Annotated in this window: 6 protein-coding genes; 5 read left to right on the plus strand and 1 reads right to left on the minus strand. The window is 33.1% G+C overall.

Annotated elements, in window-relative coordinates; genetic code table 11:
- On the minus strand, positions 1-916 hold a 916-nt coding region (gene repM, locus I2F23_RS13630; protein ID WP_195773111.1), incomplete at its 3' end, for a replication initiation protein RepM.
- Positions 917-1325: 409 nt separating this feature from the next.
- Here repM and I2F23_RS13635 point away from each other — a divergent pair.
- The 5 genes from I2F23_RS13635 to I2F23_RS13650 all read left to right on the plus strand — a co-directional run.
- On the plus strand, positions 1326-2666 hold the full coding sequence (locus tag I2F23_RS13635) for an aspartate aminotransferase family protein (RefSeq protein WP_195773112.1): 1341 nt from the start codon (positions 1326-1328) through the stop codon (positions 2664-2666).
- 1 nt (position 2667) lies between these two features.
- Positions 2668-3000: a hypothetical protein gene (locus I2F23_RS13960; RefSeq protein ID WP_228285412.1), complete on the plus strand. Its 333-nt coding sequence runs from the start codon at positions 2668-2670 to the stop codon at positions 2998-3000.
- 45 nt (positions 3001-3045) lie between these two features.
- Positions 3046-3231 carry a hypothetical protein gene (locus tag I2F23_RS13965; RefSeq protein WP_228285413.1) on the plus strand — a complete coding sequence of 62 codons (186 nt, stop codon included), beginning with the start codon at positions 3046-3048 and terminating at the stop codon, positions 3229-3231.
- Positions 3232-3234: 3 nt separating this feature from the next.
- Positions 3235-3693: an FMN-binding negative transcriptional regulator gene (locus I2F23_RS13645; protein ID WP_195773113.1), complete on the plus strand. Its 459-nt coding sequence runs from the start codon at positions 3235-3237 to the stop codon at positions 3691-3693.
- 4 nt (positions 3694-3697) lie between these two features.
- On the plus strand, positions 3698-3834 hold a 137-nt coding region (locus I2F23_RS13650), incomplete at its 3' end, for an IS1 family transposase (RefSeq protein WP_195773114.1).

Here is a 3834-nt window from a genome sequence, read left to right on the forward strand (position 1 = left end):
GTTCTAGATGGTGCAAATTCTTTTCAAAGAACTCAGGATTATTTATATTATTTATCAATCTTTCTTCTAAATCTTTATATGATTCTCCAATTTCAGCGTAACTACTTGCGAAGATATCATCATAAGCAAGTTTCTTTGCAAAAAGTTTAATTTGACCTTCTGTTAATCCAATAAATGTAGTTGGTATAAATTCATGTGCTATATTTTCTTCATCAATTTTTAATAGTTTTAATTTCAGTTTAAATTGAATTCCACTAATAACTCGACCCTCTTTAAATTGTTCGTATTCGACAGTAATATCTGTAAGTTTATTAATTTGATCAATAGCGGGCTCAAGAACTCTCTTTTTAAAATTATTCATTGCTGTATATTCAGTATCTCCTAAACCTAACTGTGTTCTAAAATCAATAAGACGAATAACTGGTGTTTTCCCAATATCACGCCATGCAATAAGAATTTCATAAAGACGTATGGCATACTTACTGGTTAACTGAGATACTTGTTTCAATTTATATGAGGTGAAGTGTTTTTCTAGACGAGTAATTAAAGGAACCACATCTGGCGAGAAAGTCACTTCTAGGATAGCTAACTCATCGATATACTTTATTCGACTCACCCATCTGGATTTAACAACACCCATTTTTCCAGTATTCTCATGTTCTTCTTTGAAGGAAAACTGCCTTTCAAATAAGTTGAGAGCAGCTTCTTTTAAAGCTTTATATGCGGCATGCCGATCGACTTTATAATGATACATATAGTCACCAGCATATATCTGTAATTTACTATCAGCCGTGATACCTTGTCCTGTTTCCCTTGCTTTTACAATAGACAATAAAATTAGACGCTGCTCTGTCAGCTCTAAATTATATGATGCATTAATTAAAATATTATCTTTAACAACCAGTTCATTTTTCATATTAATTTTTAATAAAGATACAACACATCATAAATGTATCTAATAGTACATTATAAGTCAATGTATCTTATTGGTGACTAAACGCATCTTTATTGGTGACTAAACGTATCTTTATTGGTGACTAAACGTATCTTTATTGGTGACTAAACGTATCTTTATTATCTCTGTAATCCTTTAATAGCAAGGCTTATAAGATGTCTAAAAGCATTAAAAGAATATTAAAAGAATATTAAAAGCCTTACTAATTATAAAAATACTAAAATTTAAATCTTTTAATGATTATTTTTTGAACTTATTTAAAATTAACTTTAAAAAGTATCCTTGCATCTGATTCATCTGATTCATTTAATTATTGACATGATTCATATGAATTAAATAAGATATTCTTATGTCAAAGTGAGTATATAAAATGAGCCATATTATTCATAGAAACTTAGAAAAATCTCCAATTACAGCAGTTTCTGGAAAAGGGTGTTATTTAAAGGATATACATGGAAAATTATATTTAGATGCATGTGGTGGAGCCGCAGTTTCTTGCTTGGGACATGGACATAGAGAAATTATTTCTGCAATGCATAAGCAAATAGATCATTTAGCCTATGCACACACAAGTTTCTTTACCACAGATGTAGTAGAAGAATTAGCAGATCATCTTATCCAAACTGCACCATCATCTCTGAATAGAATATATTTTGTTTCAGGTGGCTCTGAAGCCATGGAAACGTCTCTTAAACTTGCAAGACAATATTTTGTAGATATTGGTGAAGAAGAACGTACTGTTTTCTTGGGCCGTTCTCAAAGTTATCATGGCAATACTTTAGGTGCACTTGCAGTGGGTGGTAATGAGTGGCGTAAAAGAATATTTTCACCTTTATTAATGAATGTTGAAAGAGTTGCAGAATGTAATGAATATCGTGGAAAAAAAGAAAATGAAACAGTCGATCAATATACCGATCGACTTCTAAAAGAATTTGAAAAGAAAGTATATGATATTGGACCGCATCGAATTATTGCTTTTTGCGCAGAAACAGTAGTAGGTGCAACTTCTGGCGCTATTCCTCCAACTCCAGGCTACTTACGAGGTATTTATGATATATGCCGTAAGTATGGGATTTTGTATATTGCCGATGAAGTCATGTGTGGTATGGGAAGAACAGGAACGTTACATGCGTTTGAACAAGATGACTTTATTCCTGATATTGTTGCCGTAGCAAAGGGGTTAGGTGGCGGTTATCAACCTATTGGTGCAGTATTTACAAAAGACTTTATTATAGATGCTATAAAAAAAGGAACTGGCTTCTTTCAACATGGCCATACCTATATTTGTCACCCAACAGCAGCAGCGGCAGCTTTAGCTGTACAAAAAATAATTTTTAGAGATAATTTAGTAGATCATGTAAAACACCAAGGTGATTACCTATTTAATCAACTTCAACACAAGCTTTCGTCTATAGAGACAGTTGGAAACATACGTGGAAGAGGATTATTTTTAGGTATTGAGCTCGTTCAAAATAAAGAATCTAAACAGGCATTCGATCCTTCAAAAGAAATTCATAAACTAATTAAAAAAGAATGTTTTGAAAAGGGCTTAATGGTATACCCAATGGGAGGAACAATTGATGGTCAAACAGGTGATCATATTCTTTTAGCTCCACCTTTTATTATTAAAAAAAATGAGATCGATTTTATTGTAGATACACTAGATATTGTCATTCAAAAAGTGACAAGTACTGTGTTGTTAGAGAAATAAAATGACTTTAAAAGATAGACTTCCTCCATTAAATGAAAGTACTTGGACACTGGAACAGAGGAAAGAGGCAGAGAAAATTATTTCAGGTCCAAGAGGGGAGTTAATAGCTCCTTTTCAGGTACTATTAAGAAACCCCCAGTTAATGAACTGCACACAGCAGTTAGGAGAGTATTTAAGGTACTCAAGCATTATTGGTCATAGATTGACAGAGCTTACTATTTTAATTACAGCAAGATATTGGCACCAAACAGTTGAGTGGCAAATACATGCGCCTATTGCTATTGAAAAGGGAATTTCATCGAAAGATGTAGAAGCAATCAATTTTAATCAATAACCAAATTCCCTCAAATATGATGAACAAGTTGTTTATGATTTTTGTATGGAACTTCAAAAAACAAAAAAAATTAGTGATCAATGTTGGAGTGATGCGATAACATTATTTGGAGAAAAAGGAGTAATCGATTTAATCGGAATTCAAGGATATTATTCCTTTTTAGCAATGGTTATGAATGCCTCTCAAACTTCAGCATTGAATACAGATGTTAAACTTCAAAAACTAGAGTAAGCCATGTACATTCCAAACGAGTTTAAAGAAGTGAGATCAGAAAAGATAAAAGATCTCATTGAAGGTTATCCACTTGCTTGTATTGTTGCTCATACACAGCATGGGCTTTGTGCAACGCATGTTCCATTAATTCTGAAGGCTGAAGATATTCTGATTGGTCATATTGCTATTGTAAATGATATGAAAAACCGAGTTGCTGAAGGTACTGAAGTATTGTGCATATTTAAAGGGGATGATGCTTATATTTCTGCAAATTACTACCCAAGCAAGTTTGAACATCATCAGCAAGTACCTACATGGAATTATCAGGTCGTACATATATCTGGAACAATCCACTACTTTTCAGATAACCGAAGAAAGTTAGCAGCTGTAGGGATGCTTACCAAGGACATGGAAAAAAAAACAGGTGGTGTATCAAAAAGTATGCTGCTTAAAAAGACAGTTAGAACTTTGATAACATAGGCAAATGCAAATCACTCTACACATCAAATGTCCTACCTGCCTGAGCGACAGTATAAAGAAAAATGGCTCAAAAGTGGATGGTAAACAAAATTACCAATGCAAAATATGCAGACGCCAGTTCATCGGTGATCATGCACTTAG

The organism is Acinetobacter pollinis (genome assembly GCF_015627175.1).
Classification (GTDB): Bacteria; Pseudomonadota; Gammaproteobacteria; order Pseudomonadales; family Moraxellaceae; genus Acinetobacter; species Acinetobacter pollinis.